1 protein-coding gene is annotated in these 2,079 nt (G+C 74.7%); it reads left to right on the top strand.

Translation table 11 applies throughout. The features are described from left to right. Positions 1-2,079: condensation domain-containing protein (locus ACIPXB_RS37090; protein WP_401457409.1), on the top strand; the 2,079-nt coding region annotated here is incomplete at both ends.

Raw genomic sequence — 2,079 nt, forward strand, 5'->3', positions numbered from 1 at the left:
CCCCTCAACCCGTACGGCGCCCCCGGCGAGCGGATGTACCGCTCCGGCGACGTGGCCCGCTGGCTGGCCGACGGCACGCTCGAACATCTCGGCCGCGCCGACGACCAGGTCAAGATCCGCGGGTTCCGTATCGAGCTCGGCGAGATCGAGACGGCCCTGGTGCGCCACGACCTGGTGCGCGAGACCGTCGTGATCGCCCACCAGGGCGCCGACGGCCACAAGCGCCTTGTCGCCTATGTCGTCGCCGACGAGGCGATCCCCACCGCGGACCTGCGCGCCCACCTGGCGCGGACCCTGCCCGACTATATGGTCCCGGCGCTCTTCGTCCCGCTGGAGCGGCTCCCGCTCACCCCCAGCGGCAAGGTGGACCGGCGCGCCCTGCCCGAGCCGGAGGCCCCCGCCGAGCAGCTCGGCACCCCCTACACCGCCCCGCGCGACGCCACCGAGGAGGCCCTGGCCGCCGTCTGGGCCGAGGTCCTGGGCGTGGAGAGGGTCGGTGTCCACGACAACTTCTTCGACCTCGGCGGCGACTCCATCCTCACCATCCAGGTCGTCTCCCGGGCCCGCCGGGCCCTGGGCACCGGCCTCTCGCCGCGCCTGCTCTTCGAGGCCCCCACCGTCGCGGAACTCGCGGCCGCCGTGGCCCCGCAGGAGCCGGCCGACACCGCCGCCATCCCGGTGATGCCGCGCGACGGTGTGCTGCCGATGTCCTTCGGCCAGCAGCGCCTGTGGTTCCTGGAGGACTTCAACGAGGGCAGCACCGAGTACCACTCGGCCGCGGGCCTGCGCCTGACGGGCCCGCTGGACGCGGAAGCGCTGCGTGCCGCCGTCGGCGACCTGGTGGCACGCCACGAGGCCCTGCGGACCACGTTCGACGTGGCCGACGGCCGGGGCGTGCAGATCGTCCACCCGGAGCTGGCGCCGCAGTGGCGCACGGCCGAGGTGCCGGACGGGGACGAGGAGCGACTGCGGGCACTGGCCCGGGAGGAGCTGGAGCGCCCGTACGACCTGCGCGGCGGCCCGCTGGTGCGGGTCCTGCTGGTCCGGCTGGCCGCCGAGGAGCACCTGTTCCTGCTCGGCATGCACCACATCGTCACCGACGGCTGGTCCATGGGCGTCGCCGCCCGCGAACTGGGCGAGCTGTACGCGGCCCGCACCGAGGGCCGCCCGGCGCGGCTGGCCGAAGTCCCGGTCCAGTACCCGGACTTCGCCGCCTGGCAGCGCGACCGACTGGAGGACGGCGGGCTGCTGGCGGAGCAGCTGGACTGGTGGCGCGAGCGGCTGGCCGGCATCTCCCCGCTGGAACTGCCCACCGACCGGCCCCGCCCGGCCGTCCGCTCCTCCGCGGGCGCCGTCCACGCCTTCGAGGTGCCGGCCGCCACGGCCGACGCCGTGAAGGAGCTGGCCCGCGAGCACGGCGCCACCCTCTTCATGGCGCTGACGGCGGCGGTCAAGGCCGTCTTCGCCCGCTGGAGCGGGCAGCGCGACATCGCCGTCGGCACCGCCTCCGCGGGCCGCGGGCAGGCGGACCTGGAGCAGCTGGTCGGCTTCCTGGTCAACACGGTGGTGCTGCGCTCGTCCATCGAGCCGGAGACGTCCTTCGCGGCCCTGCTCGGGCAGGTGCGCGAGACGGTCCTGGACGCCTTCGCCCACGAAGAGGTGCCGTACGAGCGGTTGGTGGAAGCGATCCAGCCGGAGCGCGACACCAGCCGCACCCCGCTCGTCCAGGCCATGGTCGTCCTCCAGAACGCCCCGGGCATGCACCCGGACCTCGGCCCGGTCCGGGTCGAGGAGTACCGCCTGGAGCGGGACACCGCGCTCGGCGACCTGACCGTGGAGTTCGAGGAGTACGACGGCGGGCTGCGCGCGCTGGTCGAGTACAGCACCGAGCTGTTCGACGCGTCGACGATGGCCCGGTTCGGCGAGCACCTGAACGTGCTGCTGGCCGGCGCCGTCGCGGACCCGGGCCGGTCCGTGGCGGAGCTGCCGATGCTCACGCCCGGCGAGTTCGAGCGGGTGGTCCACGAGTGGAACGCGACGGGTGGGGTCGAGGCGCCGGAGGGGACGGTGCACGGTCGG

Source organism: Streptomyces sp. NPDC090022 (genome assembly GCF_044748145.1).
GTDB lineage: Bacteria > Actinomycetota > Actinomycetes > Streptomycetales > Streptomycetaceae > Streptomyces.